Here is a 16,215-nt window from a genome sequence, read left to right as displayed (position 1 = left end):
GCTCCGCCACTGTGCGGAAATCCGCGCCCGGAACCGGCGCAATGCCCTGGCGCAGGCGACCCGCATCTTCTATGTTATGCGCCTATCCCATGCCGGTGGCCGCGCCATGCCCGAACCGTCCGTCCAGCCCGACCACCTGCAGCGCAGCCTGTCCAACCGCCACCTGCAACTGATCGCGATCGGCGGCGCCATCGGTACCGGCCTGTTCATGGGTTCGGGCAAGACCATCAGCCTGGCCGGGCCGTCGATCCTGTTCGTGTACCTGATCATCGGCGCGATGCTGTTCTTCGTGATGCGCGCGATGGGCGAGCTGCTGCTGTCGAACCTGGAGTACAAGTCGTTCATCGACTTCTCCACCGACCTGCTCGGCCCGTGGGCCGGGTTCTTCTGCGGCTGGACCTACTGGTTCTGCTGGATCATCACCGCCATCGCCGACGTGATCGCGATCGCCGCCTATGCGCAGTTCTGGTTCCCCGGCCTGGCGCCGTGGATCCCGGCGATGCTGTGCGTGCTGTTGCTGCTGGGCCTGAACCTGGCGACGGTGAAGCTGTTCGGCGAAATGGAATTCTGGTTCGCGCTGATCAAGATCGTCGCCATCTGTGCGCTGATCCTCACCGGCGCCGGGCTGGTGGCCTGGGGCTTCCAGTCGCCGTCCGGGCACGTGGCCTCGCTGGCCAACCTGTGGAACGACGGCGGCATGTTCCCGATGGGCATCGGCGGTTTCTTCGCCGGCTTCCAGATCGCCGTGTTCGCCTTCGTCGGCATCGAGCTGGTCGGCACCACCGCCGCCGAGACCGCCGATCCGCGCCGCAACCTGCCCAAGGCGATCAACTCGATCCCGGTGCGCATCCTGGTGTTCTACGTGCTGGCGCTGGTCGCGATCATGGCGGTGACGCCGTGGCGCGAGGTGGTGCCGGGCAAGAGCCCGTTCGTGGAGCTGTTCGTGCTGGCCGGGGTGCCGGCCGCGGCCAGCCTGATCAACTTCGTGGTGCTGACCTCGGCCACCTCGTCGGCCAACAGCGGCATCTTCTCCACCGCCCGCATGCTGTACGGCCTGGCCGAGGAGCGGCATGCGCCGCGCGGCTTGGCCCGGCTGTCGCGCGCGGCGGTGCCGGCGCGCGGGTTGCTGTTCTCCTGCGCCTGCCTGCTCGGCGGCACGCTGCTGGTGTACCTGATCCCGAACCTGGTCACCGCGTTCACCCTGGTCACCACGCTGGCCGCGGTGCTGTTCATGTTCGTCTGGTCGCTGATCCTGTGCGCGTACATCGCCTACCGGCGCAAGCGCCCGCAGCTGCACGCTGCATCCGCGTTCAAGATGCCCGGCGGCGTGGCGATGTGCTACGCGTGCCTGGCGTTCTTCGCCTTCGTGCTGGTCCTGCTGGCCCTGCAGGCCGACACCCGGCAGGCGTTGCTGGCCAGCCCGGCGTGGTTCCTGATCCTGGCGTTGGGCTATGCGGTCAAGCGCCGCGGCGCTGCCGGCGCCTGAGCGGCCGCGCCGCGGCGCTTGGCTGCCGATGGGGGGTGATGCGCCAACGGCGCGACAGGTTCAGGTGGCGCCGTTGACGCTCCACCGCTGGCAGAGGATGCTCGCCGCCTCTTCGCACGCGAGCCGCTCCCGATGATCACGATCCACCGCATTGCCGGAACGTCCGCCACGCCGGTCTGCTGGGTGGACCTGTGCCAGCCCAGCGGCGAGGAGCTGGCCGAGGCCGACCAGCGCGTGGGTTTCGCCTTGCCCACGCGCGCGGCGATCGGCGAGATCGAGTTCAGCAGCCGGGTGCGGGTCGAAGGCGAGGTGCTGTTCCTCAACGTGCCGCGTTTCCAGGACGACGACGGCCCCACCGCGCCGCTGGGCTTCGCGGTGGGGCCGCAGGTGCTGGTGACCCAGCGCGAGCAGCGCATGGGCTCGCTGGATGCGGTGATCGCGCGATTGCGGCACGCCCCTTGCCACAGCAGCGACGACCTGTTGCTGCGCCTGCTCGACCAACTGGTCGGGCGCCTGGCGGACCGCTTGGAGGCACTGGAGGCGGAAATCACCGACATCACCTGCGCGGCCTTCGCCGCGCCGCGCAGGCGGCACAAGTCGCGCGACCTGGAGCGGATGCTGCATGCAGTCGGCGGCATGGGCCGGCGCCTCGGCGGCCTGCACAGCGCCGGCCAGGGCCTGCTGCGCCTGGCGACCTATCTGGACGACAGCGCGCCGGGCTGGTTCGGCGACGGCGCGGGCAAACGGATCGGCCTGCTGCACAAGGATCTGGTCACCCTCAGCGAGTTCGAGCAGCACCTCGACGACCGCATCCAGTTCCTGCTCGACAGCGTGCTGGGCATGATCAACATCGACCAGAACAACGTGATGAAGGTGATGGCGGTGGCCTCGGTGGTCGGCATCCCGCCGATGGTGCTGGTCGGCATCTGGGGCATGAACTTCGCGCACATGCCCGAGCTGAAGTGGCACGGCGCCTATTTCTGGGCGCTGGGGGTGATCGCGCTGAGCATGCTGCTGCCGCTGGCATGGTTCCGCCGCCGCGGTTGGGTGTGAGCGCCGGCGGACGTGGCGGGCGGCGCCGTGCCTGCCGGCAGGCGCCGCGCGCTAGAGCACTTTCGATCCAAGTGATGCCATTTGTGGGAGCGACTTCAGTCGCGACGAGCCTTACAGGTAGAGCCATTCGTGACTGAAGTCGCTCCCACAACACTCCGCTGACTGCAAATACCAGAGTCGAAAACGCGCTAGGCGGCGAGACTGTCGGTTTCGGTTTCAGCGTCGGCCTCGCGGCCGTCGCGCGCCTCGCCGCTGACGTGCTGCACCGGCGCGATGTCCCAGGACACCGTGTTCGGGTCGATCAGCGCGTGGATCGCGGCGCCGCGCAGTTCGCGCATCAGGCGCCGCGCCGCGGCGGTGCCGTGGGCGACGCTGTCCCACAGCAGCATGTCGACCACGGTGCCGTCGCGGCGCCGCGCGATGCGGCGCCAGCGGAAGCCGGGCTGGCGCCGCAGCCACGCGTCGACCTCGGCGTTGGCGCGCAGGAAGGTGCGCCAGGTGCAGTCCTGCAGGCGGAAGGTGGTGATCTCCAGGGCTTCGGTATGCGCTTGCATCGGCTCAGCCCTGCGCCCTGCGCCGCGCGGCGCGGTGGTGGCAAGGCCGCTGGCACGGCGCTGCGGCGGCGATCGGTGGATGGGGAGCGGAGGGAGGAGACAGGGCGGGCATGGCAGCACTCCGGTAGGCGCGGCGGGGGATCCGGCCTGCACAGGATGCGAGCGCCGCGCCGCGCCGCGTTATCGCGATCCCGCGGGATTCTTGTACGATCCTGCAAACCGTGCCGCGGCGGCGACCACGCCGCCGCGGCATCGGGCAAGTTGTACGTCCCCATCGCCCGCCACCGCGCCATACGCCGATGACCGCGCTCGCCGACCGCTACCGAGAAATGGCCGCGCTGCTTGCCCGATTGGCAGTGCCCGACGGCGATGGCGCCACCGCCATCGACGGCTTTTTCTGTTCGCACCGTTCGGCGCCGTCGCCCAAGACCCACATCGCGCAGTGGCCGTGCTTCGCCTTGGTGGTGCAGGGCGAGAAGTGCCTGAGCATGGGCTCGGAGGAGTACCGCTACGGCGTCGGCAATTACCTGCTGGTGGCCCTCGACCTGCCGGTGGTGTCGCGGATCACCCAGGCCAGTCCGGAGCGGCCGCTGCTGGGCGTGGCCCTGTCGATCCGCCCGGACCGGCTGCGCGACCTATTGGAGCGCATCCGGTTGCCGGCACAGGCCAGCGCGGAGTGCGTGCGCGGGGTCTCGGTCAACACCGCGTGCCCTGCGTTGCTGGACGCGACGCTGCGCATGCTCAGGCTGCTCGAACGGCCCGAGGACATCGCGGCGATGGCGCCGCTGATCGAGCAGGAAATCCTGTACCGCCTGCTGACCGGCCCGTGCGGTCCGAACCTGCTGCGCATCGCGCAGGAGGACAGCCCTGGCAACCGCATCGCCAAGGCGATCGCGTGGCTGCGCCAGCACTACGCCGAACCGCTGCGGATCGAGGATCTGGCGCGGCAGGTGAACATGAGTGCGTCCTCGCTGCATCACCATTTCAACGCGGTGACCGCGATGACCCCGCTGCAGTACCAGAAACAGCTGCGCCTGCGCGAGGCGCGGCGGCTGATGGTGGTGGAGCGGATGGACGTGGGCGCGGCCGGCTACCGCGTCGGCTACCAGAGCCCGTCTCAGTTCAGCCGCGAGTACAGCCGCCTGTACGGCCGTTCGCCGCGCAACGACCTGGCCGAGCAACTCGGCCTGGGCGGCTGATCGCCCCCGCCCGGCCGCCCGCGCATGTCGAGGCCGCTGCGATGACCTGTCCGAGGAGGCCGCGAGCAAGTTCCCGAGCCGGGTGCTGCGCCACCAGCCGCAGGCGATCGGGCCGCAGCTCGATGCGCAGGGCTGGGCGTCGATCGATGCCCTGCTGCAGCGTGCCCAGTCGACGCACCCGCTGACCCGCGCGCAACTGCAGCGGAGGCCGCCGCCGCGCCGGCGGTGACCGGGCCTGCTGCCGCGCAGCCATTGCCGGCCACGCACGGCCGCTGGCCGCTGCGTCCGCAGGATGGCTGGCACGAGGGGGTCGGCACGCTCGGCGAGGTGCGCGGCAACCACCAGGGCGAAAGCCGCGACCACCTGCATGCGGGCCTGGATATCCGCGGCGACGTCGGGCAGACCGTTTACGCCATCGTCATCGCCAACGCCAACGCCAAGGATGCGGACGCGGCGGAGGTCGCATGCCGCCGACAGCGGCACTGCCGCGCACGGCAGCGCGCATACCCGCTTCCGCTACCTGGCGACCAACAAGGTGCGCGACGGCCGCATCGCCAAGGCCGGTGGCCACCGGGCGCGCTGCCCGCCGGCGACTACCTGATCCGCATCGCCGCGCGCGATTACCGCGGCAACCAGGCCACGGCCAATGGCGATCTGCCGGTGACGCTGGAATAGCGGACATGCAGCACCGGCGGCATACCGGCACATCGGCGCGCCGCGGGTTCAACCGCGTTGCGGCCGCTCGCGCCGCGCATGCCGGCGCTTGGCCAGGTGCTGGCGCGCCAGCCGGAGCGCACGCAGGCCGGGGTACGCCCAGTGCAGGTGGCCCGGCAGCGCCACTGCGCTGCGGTCGTCCTGGGTGGGCGCCAGCAGGAACGGGATCAGCTGCAGCCGGCCGCGCCAGGTCGATTGCAGCGACAGCAGGCGCAGGGCGTAGCGGACCATGCCCAGGCGTGCAGCGAGGTCGGCACCGCGATCGGAACCGAGCGCGTCCAGATGCGGCAGCAGGGCGTCGGCGGCGCGACGCGCGCTGCGCAGCAATGGCGCCTGCGCGCGCAGCGCGGGCGGCAACGCCGCGCCAAGCGTCGCCTCGGCGAGCAGGACGCCCATCGCCAGTTGCCGCTCGATCCCCAAGCCGCGCGCCAGCGCCAGCGCCGCGCCCCAGTCCAGCGTCGCGCTGCGCATCGCCTGGGCCATATCCACCAGCCAGAACGCGCGATGCCAGTTGTGCTTGGTGCCATGGAACGCGGCATAGACCACGGCCGCGGGGGGCGCCAGCGTGGTCACCTGCAGACCCGCCAGCGTCACTGTGGTGGTGTGCTCGTTCCACAGCGCCGGACCTGTCAGGCGGAACTGGCCTGGCTGGTTGGCCAGGCGCAGGTGCAACTCCAGCACCACGCCGGTCGTGGCATGGCGCAGCGGCAACGCATGGTTGTCGTTGGCGTAGCGCTCCGGGTCGGCGGCAGCGGCCGGATCCGGCACATAGCCCAGCTCCCGCAGCAGCGGCAAGGCGCGGCCGCATTCCTCGCGCACGACGAGCAGGTCGATGTCGCAGGCCTCGCGTTGCCGGGCGTCGAACAGCGCGGCGTAGCCCTGGCCCTTCAGCAGGCAGTGGCGCAGGCCTGCCGCGCGCAGCGATGCGACGATCCCGCGCAACGCGGCGGTCTGCCGCAGCGCGTGCATGGTCATGCGGCGTTGCCGGGTCCGCAATGCGGCGCGCAGCGCCTCGGGCACGCCGGCGTCCAGCGTATCGGCCGCCGGCAAGGCCAGGGCCAGCCGGTGCTGCGCCAGTGTGCGCGCGAACGCTGATGCGTCGATCGCCGCCGCCGCCGCCGCGTCCGCATCCCGCCGCCACAGGCGCAATGCGTAACCGAAGGCGGGCGACCATGCGGTGGAGGCGTCGTTCACGCGACGGTGCGCCCGCGGCTCAGGGACACGGACGGCAGGCGCCACGGCCTGCGAACGCGGGATGCGCAACATTCCGCCGATGTATCTGACGGTAGACAAAAGTGTTCGATCCAGCGCCCGCCGCGTTCTCTGGAATCGACGCTAAGTAATTAAGTCCACGCATGATTCCCTCCCCCCCGAGTGACGGTGGCGCCCGCCGTGCCGGCCTGGCATCGACGCGTCGGATGCACGCGTGCTGTGTAGCATAACGCCCGAAGTGCAGTGCGACGGTCGGCGCCGTTGCGGAATTTGCGGTCTCGCGCACGGTCGCGGATGCGGCCCGCCGCTCGATGCCGCTCACATCAAGTGAGGTGATGCATGACGGATCCGTATCTTGGCGAACTCCGCCTGTTCCCGATGGACTGGGTGCCGCAGGGGTGGCTGCCGTGCGACGGCCGCTCGCTGACCATCCAGGGCAACCAGGCGCTGGCGTCGTTGCTCGGCAGCCAGTTCGGCGGCGACGGTCGGACCACGTTCAACCTGCCCGATCTGCGCGGCCGCGTGCCGGTCGGCCAGGGCGTCAATCCGCTTACCACGCCGCCGGCGACGTATGCCGTCGGCAGCTACGGCGGGCTGGAAGCGGTGGCGCTGACCGCCACCCAGATTCCGCCGCATACCCATGCGGTACAGGCGACCGCCGCGGCGGGGACCACCGGCGCGGTACTCAACGCCTACCTGGCCGCGCCTCCGGTCACGCACAACCTGTATGCGGCGTCGGGGACGCCGGTCGGGCTGGCAGCCGATTCGGTGAGCCAGGAGGGTGCGGGCGCCGCGCACCCCAACATGCAGCCGTCGCTGGTGCTGAATTTCTGCATCTGCACGTCCGGCCTGTATCCGCAGCGCCCCTGACGCCTGTCACGAAGGAAACGACACCATGGATGCCTATGTAGGCCAGATCATTTTGTTCGCCGGCAACTACGCGCCGCAAGACTGGGCCTTTTGCGACGGACGCCAACTGCAGATCCAGAACTACCAAGCCCTGTTCGCCCTGATCGGCACCACGTACGGCGGGTCGATGGCCGGCGGCAACTTCAACCTGCCGGACCTGCGCGGGCGCGTGCCGCTCGGGCAAGGCCAGGGCATCCCCCGCGCCCCGGCCCCGCAGTTGACCCAGCGCGTGCTGGCGCAGCAGTTCGGTACCGAGACGGTCGCGCTGCAGGTGGCGGAGATGCCGCCGCACCGGCACACGCTGCAGGCCAGCAACACCGCGGCCACGGCGCTGACCCCGGTCGCCAACCAGCTCGCCGCGCCGCAGGGCGGGGACGTGGCGTACTTCACCCCTGCCTCCGGGTCTTCTCCCGGCGTGTCGACCCTGGCCAAGAACACCGTGGCGACGGCCGGCGCCAACCAGGCGCACGACAACCGCATGGCGACGCAGACGCTCAACTACCTGATCTGCCTGAACGGCTTGTTCCCGGACAGGCCGTGACCGGCCATCGCTAAGGAGTTCGACATGTCCAACAGTTTCATCGGCGAGGTGCGTGCGTTCACCTACAACTTCGCGCCCGAGGGATGGCTCGACTGCATGGGCCAGTTGGTGAGCCTGCAGCAGTACCAGGCGCTGTACGCGGTGATCGGCATGCGCTACGGCGGCGACGGCCGCACCACGTTCGGGCTGCCCGACCTGCGCGGCCGCGCAGGCATCGGCCAGGGCCAGGGCGCCGGCTTGAGCAATTACGTCATCGGCCAGTTGCAGGGCGCCGATGCGGTCGCGCTGACGTCCGCGGCGCAGCTGCCGGTGCACAACCACCTCGTCGCCAGCAAGTTCATGGCGCCGGCCACTGCGCCGGGCGCGTTCAGCAGCGCGCCCAGCGGCAATGCCTACGTGTCGCGCCTGCTCAATCTCTCGACCACGCCGCCGACCACGTTCCTCGCGTACGTGCCGGAGGCCTCGGCGCCCGCGCTGGGGGCGATGGCGCCCACCGCACTGTCCGCGTTTCCGCCCACCCCGGCGGCGGTCCAGGCGCATGAGAACCGGCAGCCGTATGTGACGCTGCGGTTCTGCATTTGCGCCACCGATGGCGTCTATCCGCCCCGGCCCTGACGGCGCGGCCATGCCGCGCCTGCCTGCGCCATGGCAGGCGCGCGGATTGGCGCTGCGCCACGAAGACGCGCAGGACCTGCCGGCGTTGCGGGATATGTTCCGGCAGCAGCGCTGGGGTGAGTTCGCGGCGATGCCCTGGGACGACGCGGCCAAGGCCGCGCTGCTCGACCAGCAGTTCGATGCGCAGCGCCGCGACTACACGCGGCGCCATCCGGACGCGCGGTTGCTGGTGCTGACCGAGTACGCACAGGTCGTGGGCCGGCTGTACCTGGCGCCGGACACCGACGGCACAGTCCGCATCCTGGACATCGCGCTGCGTGCCGCCTGCCGCGGCCAGGGCATCGGCCGTGCGCTGATCGGCGCGGTGCAGGTGCAGGCGCGCCGCGTGCGCTTGCAGGTGTACAAGGACAACCCCGCCGCGGCGCTGTACCGGCAGCTGGGTTTTCGCGCCGTCGCCGACACCGGCGTCGCCTGGCAGATGCAGTGGGATCAGCCGGACGCGGTGCCGGTGTCGTAGCCCAGCTGCCGCATCATCGCGCCGTGGTCGGTCACCAGTCGCGCGGCCTGGCGCGCGTGCAGCGCGCTTTGCCAGGCGCCGGCGCGGCCCTGGCGGAAAAAACGCGGTTGACCGTCGCGGCGCTCGATGAACCCGCTGTGCTCCTCGATTTCGCGCAAGGCGTCGAAACGGCAGGCCGCGACCGCGCGCGCCACCCGGTCCGCGTCGGCGGGCAGACCGAGAAACGCCGCCAGGCGCGCGGTCTCGCGCGACGGCTGCGCCTGCAGGTCCTCGTAGCGCAGCAGCAGACACGGCGCCGGCGCGTGGTGCAGCCAGGAGGCGACGTGTCCCGACCAGGAGCCGAAGCGCTGTCGCGCCTGCGGCCGGTAGGCATGCAGGCCCTCGCTCATGGTCAGGTGCGGATCGGCCATCTGCCGGATGGCGGTGTCCAGATCCACGCGCATGTGGTCCGCCCAGGAGGGCGCCACATCGCGTGGATCGCGCACGATGTAGACGGTGCCCAGCGTGGCCTCGGCCGGAAACAGGTCGGCGTCGTAGCTGTCGTGGATCTTGAGCAGGCTCATCGCGTGTGCCGCGCATTGCCGGTAGGCGGCGCTGCGCAGCAGGTCCAGTTCGGCATGCATGAGATCGCCGGTGTCCATGTCGACGAAGCGTTCCAGCCAGATGCGCGAGGCCGCATTGGGCAGTTGCCGCCCGAGACCGTTGAGGTCCATCGCCGCGGCGTCGTTCTGCAGGCTGGCGATCAGGCAGCGCACCCAGGTGTTGCCGGACTTCGGGTAGGACGCGAGCCAGAAGATCCCGTGTCGGTTCATGTGCCCAGTTGCACCTCGATCAGGTCCGCCGTCGCCTCCAGCGCGTCGAAGCGGCGCGGCCGCTGCAGCCGCCAGACCGGGATCTGGCGGGCGATCGCGGCGGCCTGGGCGAAGGTGGTCGCGCGCAGGCCCAGACGCGCGGCCACCTGCGGCCGGGCCAGGTAGCCGTGCAGCACCGGCAACGCGGCGCTGCGCGGATAGCGCTGCAGTTGCAACTCGGGCGCATCGCGCAGCACCACGATGCCATCCAGCGCGGCAGGCGCGGTATCGAACCCGGAGCGCGGGCGCAGATCGAACTTCTCCATGCCGGGGCGCACCCGCGGCACGCCGGTGTCGGGAAGCTGCAGTGATTGCAGCGTGTCGCGCCACAGCTTCAGTCGCGGGAATGCCGGCAGTACCTCGATGCCCCGGTCCTGAGGGATGTCGCGGATGACGGTCAGGTCGTCGCTGAGCAGGCCGTGGCCGCGCTTGAGCAGCGTGGCGGCGAGGGTGGATTTTCCGGCGCCGCTGTGGCCCGCGATGGCCAGGATGCGGGTGCCGATGCGCACGCTGGCGGCATGCAGCGGAAACACGCCGCGTTGCAGACACAGGTAGCCCAGCGCCGAGCCGAGCAGGAACAACCGCCAGCCTTGGTCGTGCAGGCACAGGCGCTGTACCCGGATCGTGTGCCCGCCCAGGACATGGATGCGGACCAGCTGCGGAACCTGCAGCAGCACGGAGCCGTCGTCGCCGACGCTCAGCCATGTCCCGGGGGGCGCCGCCGGATCCAGCCGCTCGGGGAGCGGCGCATCCTCGATGACCACATCCGCGTGGTCGGCGCCGGCGGCCGTTCCTGGCCATCGCGGCAGCTCCGGCAGCGCCAGAGCACTGCGCACGTGCCAGCCGCAGAGCAGGTAGTCGTGGCCGCCCGCCTGCATGGCCGCCCGCGTCCGGCTGGCCGGCGTGCGGCTCAGGCGCGGATCTCGACCGCGCCGGCGCCGCGCAGCGTCTCCAGCAGCGCCGCCACGTCGGTGGCGATGGCCGCCCTCGGCCCTGCGTAGTCGGCGCTCAGGCGATCGCACAGGGCGGCGAAGGTGCAGGGCGAGGCGAGGCGCGACCAGACGTCCCTGCCGACCGGGTCCAGCGAGAAATACAGGCCGCGCTCGACGCTCATGATCACCAGCTCCTCGCCCATCTCGGCGGCCAGGCAGCCAGGCGTCTGCGCGATCACGGCGTTCGGCTCGATGCTCATTCGCGGGATCTGAGGGAGGAAATCGCGACCTTACCTGGGAAGCGTTCCGCTGGAAAGCACGCCCTGGCCCAATGGGTGCGCGCGGCGCCGGAACACCACCTGCTCGTCGGCCGGCACGCGCAGGCGGACGTTGTCCGGGCCGAACAGCGGGGTGTCCGCACGCTCCGGCAGCGGCATGCACAATGCCGTCTCGAACCAGCGTGCCGCTCCGGTATCGCGCAGCCGGAAGTGGGCATGGCGCAACACCAGCAGTCCGCCCGGGCGCAGGCAGCGCGCGAAGTCCGTCAATTGCGCATCGACGTCCTGGAACTGGATCAGATGGTCGCAGCGGTCGCCGCGGTGCGCCGCCAGTTCGCCGCGACGCAGCACCGCCATGCAGAAGATGGCATCGTAGGCGGCGTCGGCCTCGCCCGAAGTGCTGCCGGCGACGCGAAAGTGCAATTTCGGATCGGGCCTGGCACGCAGCTGCCTCCGACAAGTGGCGATATGCCCTGGATGAATATCCAGGCCGGTGATCGTCGCATTCCGAAAATAGGCGCGCAGGCTGAACACCTCTTCGCCGCTGGCACAGCCGAACGAGAGCAGCTGCGCGTCCCGATCCGCGCCCAGCGCCGCCTGGACGAAGCCGAACAAGGCCGGATAGCGGTCCATGGCGGTGGTGCCATAGTCCTGAAACAGCGGGAGCGGCGAGGTGAGGTGCAGCCACGCGTAGGCACGGCCCTCGCGGCTGCGCAGTGCGCGATAAAGCAGTCTGGCTGCGGAGAGCGACAGCAGCCGCGGCCGGCGGAGGCGTGGCAGGGTCATCGAACGTGCGGTGTGTAACGGGCAACCTGGGGTCAAGTGGCAGTCGGGCCGGATCGCGGCCCACTGGAAAGCGGCGCAGGAAACGCAGATGATAAACGCGCGAAGGGCGCGCGGCGCGCGGTGATAGCCTGTCCGGGCAGCGCATCGCGTGTGCCGGCGACAGGTGCCGCCGGGCGCGCAGACAGAACCGGAAGCCGGCCGCCCAGGCGCCGCGTTTGGCATTGGCACAGGAGATTTCGCAATGTACGAGAACCGTCCCGTATCGCCCGAGCCGTCTCTCCAGGACGGGCGCAAGCCCTGGTCGACACCGGTGGTGTCGTTCCTGGCGATCGAAGAAACCGCCAACAATGCGACCCTCGGCAACGATGGCGCGGGACCGACCACTGGCTCCTGAGCGGCGGCACCCGCCAGCGTGAGCGACTTCGCCGGCGTCTGGCGCCTGGACGGCGCGCCGGTCGCGCCGGCGGATCTGCACCGACTGGGCCAGGCGCTGCACGGGCGCGGTATCGGCCCGGCGCGGGTATGGCAGGACGGCGCGATCGCGATCGTCCATCGCCAGCACCGGTTCACCGCCCAGGACCGGCACGAGGCGATGCCATGCGTCGGCGCGTCCGGCGCGGTGCTGGCGGCGGACGTGGTCCTGGCCGCGCGCCATGAACTGGCCGCGGCGCTGGGCGCGCCGGCGCCCGCTTCAGCACCCGACGGCGCGCTGGTGCTGGAGGCGCTGCAGCGCTGGGACACTACGGCGCTGCAGCGCCTGTACGGTTCCTACGCGTTGGCGTTGTACCGGCCCGACCGGCGCCGGTTGTTGCTGGCGCGCGACCCGTTGGGCCTGCGCTCGCTGTTCGTGCACCGCGGGCCGCGCCTGATCGCCTTCGCGACCCGCTTGCGCGCCTTGCTGGTCCTGCCCGGGATCCCGCTGGAATTGGACGAGCAGGCACTGGCCGACCAGTTGCTGATGGACCGCACGCGGTCGGCGCGGACCGCGTACCGCGCCATCGATCGGGTGCCGATGGCCCATGTCATGGTGATGACGCCCGAACACACCCACCTGACGCGCTGGTGGTCGCCGCCGCAGGCCGGTGCGTTGCGCCTGCGCAGCGATGCGCAGGTCGAAGCGGCCGCCGCCGAGGTCCTGGACCGTGCCGTGGCCGACGCGTTGCGTGCCGAGGGGCCGGTGGCCGCCTGCCTGACCGGCGGTCTGGACAGCGGCTCGGTGGTGCTGTCCGCGGCGCGGCAACGCGCACCCGCGCCGCTGCTGGCGCTGACCCGGGTGCCGCAGGCGGCCACCGCGCCGGACAGCGCGACCCATTACTACGACGAGTCCGCGCGCGCGCGCCTGCTGTCCGCCACGCATCCGGGAATCGATTGGCACCAGGTCGGCGACGACGGCGGCGACTGGGGCGAGCACGACGCCGAACGGTGGTGGCGCGAAAGCGCGCAGCCAGCGCGCGCGCCGCTGAACATGGCCTGGTTCTTTCCGCTCTACCGGTTCCTGGAGGCGCGTGGCGGCCGGGTCCTGATCGGCGGTGAACTGGGCAATGCGGTCTTCAGCTACGACGGCCTGACGCTGCTGCCGCAACTGTTGCGCGAGCGGCAATGGCGGGAGTTGCTGGCGCAGACGCGCGCCCTGGCCGATAGCCAAGGGCTGGGCCTGCGCAAGGCGGTGCAGCGCCATCTGCTGCGCCCGCATGCGCCGATGGCGGTGTTGCGCCGCTGGCACCGGTTGCCACGCGACGTCTGGGCGCGCGCCGCCGCGCTCAACCCGCGGCTGGCGCGGCAGCTGAATCTGCGCGAGACGCTCGACCATGACCGCTACCGGATGCGCCTGGGCGGGCGCCACCGCTCGCTGGCGGTCCTGCGCGAGTGGCTGCTTGGCAATGTCGCGGCGATGGATGCCTGGGGCGTGCTGCGTGGCATGTCCGGGGTGGACATGCGCATGCCGCTGGGAGACCGGCGCGTGATCGAGTTCTTCGGCGCGCTGCCGCTGGACCAGTTCCTGCGCGAGGGCGTCAGTCGCTCGTTGCCGCGCAGGATGCTGGCGGCGCGCGGCGCGCCGCAGGAGATCTTCGACAATCGCGCGGTCGGCGTGCAGCATGGCGACTGGTTCGCGCGCCTGTGCACCCAGCGTGGCGTCATGCAGCGGCAACTGGCGCAGTTGCGCGCTTCGCCGCTGGCCAGCCGCATCCTCGATCTGCCGCGCCTGCAGGGCCTGCTCGATCGCTGGCCGGCGGATGCCGCGGCCGCCGAACCCAGGCGCGACGAGTACCTGCAGACACTGGCCCACGCGTTGCAGATGGGCGGCTTTCTGGCCTGGCGCGAGCGCGGCGGCGATTGATCCGCCGCCGCGGCGCGGCCGCGCCTCACTCGGCGGGCGCGTCGTCTCCCAGCCACGCCGCCACGGTCCGCGCGTACTCGCCGCTGGCCTTGCTCAGGTGCAGCCACTGGTCCACGTAGGCCTTCCAGGCGATGTCCCCGCGCGGCAGCAGGAACGCTTTCTCGCCGTACTGCAGCGGCCGCGGCGGGTCCACCGCGCACAGGCCGGGCCTGCGGCGCTGCTGGAAGCGCGCTTCCGATGCGTCGGTGATCATCACGTCGGCGCGGCCCTCCAGCAGTTCGCCGAAGATCGCGGCGTTGTCGTCGAGCACGGTCAGCCGCGCCAGCGGCAGTTCGCGCCGCGCGAAGGCTTCGTTGGTACCGCCGCGCGGTTCGATCACCCGCACGTCGGCGCGATTGATCCGGGCGACGTCGCGGTAGCGGTCGCGGTCGGCGCAGCGCACCAGCGGGATCTTGCCGTCGACCTCGAGCACGGCGCTGAACCAGGCCTGGCGTTGCCGCGGCAGCGATATCGAGATGCCGCCGACCGCGATGTCGCAGCGATCGGCCAACAGGTCCGGCAGCAGCGTCGGCCACCGCGTGGGCACCCACTGCACCGTCGCCTCCAGGCTGGCCGCGAGCGATTGCGCCAGGGCGATGTCGATGCCTTCGTAGCCGCCATCCGCGCGCAGGCGGCTGTAGGGGGCGTAGTCGCCGGTGGTGCACACGCGCAGCGTGCCGCGCTGCACGACGGCGTCCAGCTGCGACGCGGCGGCGGGCGCCGGTAGCGCAGCGGCGGCACTCAGCAGGCAGGCGGCCAGGCATCGGATCATGGAATGCTCCACAGGGGGCGTCGTCGGTGCGGCGCGCGCCAGCTGTACGCCGGCTGTCCCTGCGCCTAGGCCGGCCACCTTAGCCGGTTTCCGTGCGGCATGGCGCAGCGCCAGGCGCGGCAAGGCGTTGCCTACGCTGCGCGGCGGCCGTTGCCGGGCCATGGCCGCATGCCGCCGCGCGCCACGCGCCGACACCGGAACTCACGGCGCCCTTCTCCGGTCCGGAGACAATCTTGTGGTGGACGCCTGCCTCGCCATGCAATCCCGATCGTCGTGACGTCTGCGCTTGCGGAAGAGCGGCTGCTGCGCCTGGGTGCGGCGGCCACGACAGCGCTGATCCTGCTGGTGCTGGGCCGGCTGCTGTGGATCGCGCCGTCGTCGTCGCCGACGCCCGCGCACGCTGCGCTGCGATTGGCGTTCGTGCCGCGCCCCGTGGCGGCGGCCGCGGCGCCGCGGCCGTCGGCGCCCGTGGCCCAGGCCGCGCCGCAGGCGCCACGGCGCGCGCCTGCCGCGCCGCGGTCGCCGCCAGCGCCGCGCGCCGCCAGCGCCGCGCCTGCACCCACAGCACCCGCAGGCACAGAGTCGCTGGCGGCCACCCTCTACGGCCGCGACGGCCATGCGCGGCTGCCGGACGGCGTGGCGGTGGACCCATTCGCCGAAGCGCAAGGCACCGCGCCCGGCACCACCAACCCGCGCGACCTGGCCAAGGCCAAGCGCTTGCTCGAGCGCCCGAACCCGATCGACTACCGGTCCACCCGCTTCGACAAGGATTGGGCCAGCGACGGGACCCTGGGCGATGTGGCGGTCCAGGGCATCGGCAATGCGATGAAGAAGCTGCTGTCCAAGCGCGCGCACCAGCCGGCGGTGGCGCGGCCGCCGCCGGACGTGCGCTTCAACCCGGCGTTGCACGAGCGCCCGAGCGACTTGGGCAGCCAGGCCACCGGCGACGCTTACAAGGCCGCGCCGATCGCCTTCGAGAAGGCGCCCGGGCTGCAGGGCGAGGCCAGTCGCCGCATCCGCCAGGCCGTGGGCGACCTGGAGCGGCGCCGTGCGGCCTGCCCGTGGCCGCAGCGCGAGCGCCTGTTGGCGCCGGTGCTGGTGCACCTGGACGCGCTGCAGCGGGTGGAAAGGGCCATGGCCAAGGGCGCCGATCCGATCCTGGCGCAGCAACTGCTGCCGCGCGAGGCCGACAGCGCCTACGACCTGGCGCGGCGCGCGCTGTGGTACGCGGACCAGACGTTGGCGGCCTGCGCGCCGTAGGGGTTTCTCTCTGCGGTTCTTTTGTAGGCGGCTTCAGCCGCGACAGGAACTTTCGTCTCCCTGTCGCGGCTGAAGCCTCCCACAATGCGTGCGTCAGAACGAGCGCCGCGTGTCCTCACCCGCGCCGACGCGCGGTGCGCGATCATCCGCGTCTTGCCT

At 71.4% G+C, this 16,215-nt stretch carries 18 protein-coding genes and 1 pseudogene; 12 read left to right on the top strand and 7 right to left on the bottom strand.

What is annotated here, in order from left to right:
- Positions 1 to 106 precede the first annotated feature (106 nt).
- Together cycA and G4Q83_RS17425 are read left to right on the top strand one after the other, a co-directional pair.
- The gene (cycA, locus tag G4Q83_RS17430; RefSeq protein ID WP_128419063.1) at positions 107 to 1,486 is read left to right on the top strand and encodes a D-serine/D-alanine/glycine transporter; all 1,380 of its coding nucleotides are present in this window, start codon (positions 107 to 109) and stop codon (positions 1,484 to 1,486) included.
- A 132-nt stretch (positions 1,487 to 1,618) separates the two neighbouring features.
- Complete coding sequence (locus tag G4Q83_RS17425) at positions 1,619 to 2,539, top strand: CorA family divalent cation transporter (RefSeq protein WP_128419064.1); 921 nt, start codon at positions 1,619 to 1,621, stop codon at positions 2,537 to 2,539.
- Between the two features lie 188 nt (positions 2,540 to 2,727).
- Here the strand turns inward: G4Q83_RS17425 and G4Q83_RS17420 are convergent, their stop codons facing one another.
- Entirely contained in the window at positions 2,728 to 3,093 is a 366-nt protein-coding gene (locus G4Q83_RS17420; protein ID WP_128419065.1) for a hypothetical protein, read from the bottom strand.
- 299 nt (positions 3,094 to 3,392) lie between these two features.
- Here G4Q83_RS17420 and G4Q83_RS17415 point away from each other — a divergent pair, with 299 nt between their 5' ends.
- The 3 genes and pseudogenes from G4Q83_RS17415 to G4Q83_RS24795 form a co-directional block, all read left to right on the top strand.
- The gene (locus G4Q83_RS17415) at positions 3,393 to 4,292 is read left to right on the top strand and encodes an AraC family transcriptional regulator (RefSeq protein WP_128419066.1); all 900 of its coding nucleotides are present in this window, start codon (positions 3,393 to 3,395) and stop codon (positions 4,290 to 4,292) included.
- Positions 4,293 to 4,374: 82 nt separating this feature from the next.
- Positions 4,375 to 4,521 (top strand): RNA 2'-phosphotransferase, encoded by a 147-nt coding sequence (locus G4Q83_RS24800; protein WP_386272916.1) that lies wholly within the window; start codon positions 4,375 to 4,377, stop codon positions 4,519 to 4,521.
- Positions 4,509 to 4,709 (top strand): annotated as a pseudogene (locus G4Q83_RS24795) (gluconolaconase); the annotation flags it as partial. The gene G4Q83_RS24800 and the pseudogene G4Q83_RS24795, both read left to right, overlap by 13 nt.
- A gap of 306 nt (positions 4,710 to 5,015) precedes the next feature.
- Here G4Q83_RS24795 and G4Q83_RS17400 read toward each other — a convergent pair.
- Positions 5,016 to 6,200, bottom strand: coding sequence for a nucleotidyltransferase family protein (locus tag G4Q83_RS17400; protein WP_246432150.1), 1,185 nt, complete (start codon positions 6,198 to 6,200; stop codon positions 5,016 to 5,018).
- Between the two features lie 357 nt (positions 6,201 to 6,557).
- Here G4Q83_RS17400 and G4Q83_RS17395 point away from each other — a divergent pair, with 357 nt between their 5' ends.
- From G4Q83_RS17395 to G4Q83_RS17380, 4 genes are read left to right on the top strand one after another with little or no spacing between them, the layout of a single operon-like run.
- The gene (locus G4Q83_RS17395) at positions 6,558 to 7,088 is read left to right on the top strand and encodes a phage tail protein (protein ID WP_128419068.1); all 531 of its coding nucleotides are present in this window, start codon (positions 6,558 to 6,560) and stop codon (positions 7,086 to 7,088) included.
- Between the two features lie 25 nt (positions 7,089 to 7,113).
- Positions 7,114 to 7,668, top strand: a complete 555-nt coding sequence (locus tag G4Q83_RS17390; RefSeq protein WP_128419069.1) for a phage tail protein — start codon at positions 7,114 to 7,116, stop codon at positions 7,666 to 7,668.
- Between the two features lie 24 nt (positions 7,669 to 7,692).
- On the top strand, positions 7,693 to 8,283 hold the full coding sequence (locus G4Q83_RS17385) for a phage tail protein (RefSeq protein ID WP_128419070.1): 591 nt from the start codon (positions 7,693 to 7,695) through the stop codon (positions 8,281 to 8,283).
- A 10-nt stretch (positions 8,284 to 8,293) separates the two neighbouring features.
- A complete protein-coding gene (locus G4Q83_RS17380; RefSeq protein ID WP_246432149.1) occupies positions 8,294 to 8,800 on the top strand; it encodes a GNAT family N-acetyltransferase in 507 nt (168 codons plus the stop codon).
- Here G4Q83_RS17380 and G4Q83_RS17375 read toward each other — a convergent pair.
- Genes G4Q83_RS17375 through G4Q83_RS17360 form a run of 4 tightly spaced genes read right to left on the bottom strand, consistent with a single transcriptional unit; the run spans position 8,773 to position 11,869 of the window.
- The gene (locus tag G4Q83_RS17375; protein ID WP_128419071.1) at positions 8,773 to 9,612 is read right to left on the bottom strand and encodes a sulfotransferase domain-containing protein; all 840 of its coding nucleotides are present in this window, start codon (positions 9,610 to 9,612) and stop codon (positions 8,773 to 8,775) included. The two genes, G4Q83_RS17380 and G4Q83_RS17375, sit on opposite strands and share 28 nt — an antisense overlap.
- Complete coding sequence (locus tag G4Q83_RS17370; protein WP_128419072.1) at positions 9,609 to 10,529, bottom strand: hypothetical protein; 921 nt, start codon at positions 10,527 to 10,529, stop codon at positions 9,609 to 9,611. The genes G4Q83_RS17375 and G4Q83_RS17370 overlap by 4 nt, the downstream gene beginning before the upstream one ends.
- Before the next feature lie 32 nt (positions 10,530 to 10,561).
- Positions 10,562 to 10,843: a PqqD family protein gene (locus tag G4Q83_RS17365; protein WP_128419073.1), complete on the bottom strand. Its 282-nt coding sequence runs from the start codon at positions 10,841 to 10,843 to the stop codon at positions 10,562 to 10,564.
- Positions 10,844 to 10,873: 30 nt separating this feature from the next.
- Positions 10,874 to 11,869: a class I SAM-dependent methyltransferase gene (locus G4Q83_RS17360; RefSeq protein WP_246432148.1), complete on the bottom strand. Its 996-nt coding sequence runs from the start codon at positions 11,867 to 11,869 to the stop codon at positions 10,874 to 10,876.
- A 19-nt stretch (positions 11,870 to 11,888) separates the two neighbouring features.
- On the opposite strand from G4Q83_RS17360, the gene G4Q83_RS17355 reads away from it, so the two are divergent.
- Both G4Q83_RS17355 and G4Q83_RS17350 read left to right on the top strand, forming a co-directional pair.
- Positions 11,889 to 12,041 carry a hypothetical protein gene (locus G4Q83_RS17355; RefSeq protein WP_170069125.1) on the top strand — a complete coding sequence of 51 codons (153 nt, stop codon included), beginning with the start codon at positions 11,889 to 11,891 and terminating at the stop codon, positions 12,039 to 12,041.
- An 18-nt stretch (positions 12,042 to 12,059) separates the two neighbouring features.
- Positions 12,060 to 13,985 (top strand): asparagine synthase-related protein, encoded by a 1,926-nt coding sequence (locus tag G4Q83_RS17350; RefSeq protein ID WP_128419074.1) that lies wholly within the window; start codon positions 12,060 to 12,062, stop codon positions 13,983 to 13,985.
- A gap of 25 nt (positions 13,986 to 14,010) precedes the next feature.
- On the opposite strand, the gene G4Q83_RS17345 is transcribed toward G4Q83_RS17350, so the two are convergent.
- Positions 14,011 to 14,796 carry a transporter substrate-binding domain-containing protein gene (locus G4Q83_RS17345; RefSeq protein ID WP_128419075.1) on the bottom strand — a complete coding sequence of 262 codons (786 nt, stop codon included), beginning with the start codon at positions 14,794 to 14,796 and terminating at the stop codon, positions 14,011 to 14,013.
- A 273-nt stretch (positions 14,797 to 15,069) separates the two neighbouring features.
- Between G4Q83_RS17345 and G4Q83_RS17340 the strand changes: the two genes are divergently transcribed.
- Positions 15,070 to 16,056 (top strand): hypothetical protein, encoded by a 987-nt coding sequence (locus tag G4Q83_RS17340; protein ID WP_246432147.1) that lies wholly within the window; start codon positions 15,070 to 15,072, stop codon positions 16,054 to 16,056.
- Positions 16,057 to 16,215: the final 159 nt, after the last annotated feature.

This window comes from Xanthomonas theicola (genome assembly GCF_014236795.1).
Taxonomy (GTDB): Bacteria; Pseudomonadota; Gammaproteobacteria; order Xanthomonadales; family Xanthomonadaceae; genus Xanthomonas_A; species Xanthomonas_A theicola.
This window is presented reverse-complemented; position numbering and strand designations above follow the sequence as displayed.